Here is a 1,292-nt window from a genome sequence, read left to right as displayed (position 1 = left end):
TGCAGATTTTCTCATTTGCTTTTGATGGATTTGTAGCTAGTTTGTTTGCTCCTATGCTTGGAGGGGCCACTTCGATCTTGCCAAGGGAAGAAGAAGCAAAAGATCCATTTGCACTTCGAAAATTGATCGCCTCTGAATCAATCACTCATTACTATGGTGTTCCGAGTCTTTTTAATGCCATCGTAGATAGCGCTACAGCAGAGGATCTTAGCAAGTTACGTTGTGTCACCCTTGGCGGAGAGAAGTTATCTTTGCAAATGGTACAAAAGATTAAACAAAAAAATCCTGCTATTGAGATTAACAATGAGTATGGACCTACCGAGAATAGCGTAGTTACGACTATTCAAAGAGCAATTGAAGTAGACCAAGAGATTACAATTGGTCGTCCGCTTCCCAATGTAGCTGTCTATATTGTTAATGCTGAGCATCATTTGCAGCCTATAGGAGTAGTAGGCGAGCTATGCATAGCAGGACGTGGACTGGCCAGAGGTTATTTAAATCGGCCAGAATTAACAGAAGAGAAGTTCATTCTTAATCCATTCGTACCTGGGGATCGCATGTACAAAACAGGTGACTTAGCCAGATGGCGTCCAGATGGAACGATAGAGTACGTTGGCCGGGTAGATGAGCAAGTCAAAGTACGCGGTTTCCGTATTGAGATAGGAGAGATTGAATCTACCATCCTCCAGTATCAAGGTGTTGGGGAGGTAGTGGTCACTGCTCAAGAGGATCAACATGCACAGCAATATTTATGTGCGTACTTTGTAGCTGACACGGAAGTTGTTCTGGCTGATTTGAGAAAATTTGTTTCCAAGGCACTACCTGCATATATGGTTCCTGCCTATTTCGTACAGCTTATGAGTCTACCAACTACTGCTAATGGAAAGGTAGATAAGAGAGCATTGCCAATGCCTCAACATGTAGGCGTTGTAGGAAGAGAATATGTTGCACCTAGAAACATGATAGAGGAACAATTGGCCGCTATTTGGCAAGAAGTATTAGAAGTAGAGCAAATTGGCATCACCGATCATTTCTTTGAAATGGGCGGACATTCCTTAAAAGCAATGCTTCTCATATCAAAGGTGTATGAGTATATGCAGGAGGAGTTGCCTTTGCATCTCGTATTCCAGCAACCAACGATTCAAAAAATGGCAGAATTTATCTTGCATAAGCAGTACGAGCAAAACGCGGGTCACCCCATTCTATTAAATAACAAAACAATTCGACCTGTTTTTGGCTTTACACCGATTGGAGCCCACAGTACCTTCTATCAAAAGCTTGCTGAAGAAATC

General features: G+C 42.3%; 1 protein-coding gene. It reads left to right on the top strand.

Annotated elements, in window-relative coordinates:
* Window positions 1–1,292 (top strand): non-ribosomal peptide synthetase (locus QZ995_RS23640; RefSeq protein ID WP_301812392.1); only part of this gene is annotated, 1,292 nt, incomplete at both ends.

Source organism: Brevibacillus laterosporus (assembly GCF_030489605.1).
GTDB lineage: Bacteria > Bacillota > Bacilli > Brevibacillales > Brevibacillaceae > Brevibacillus_B > Brevibacillus_B laterosporus_E.
This window is presented reverse-complemented; position numbering and strand designations above follow the sequence as displayed.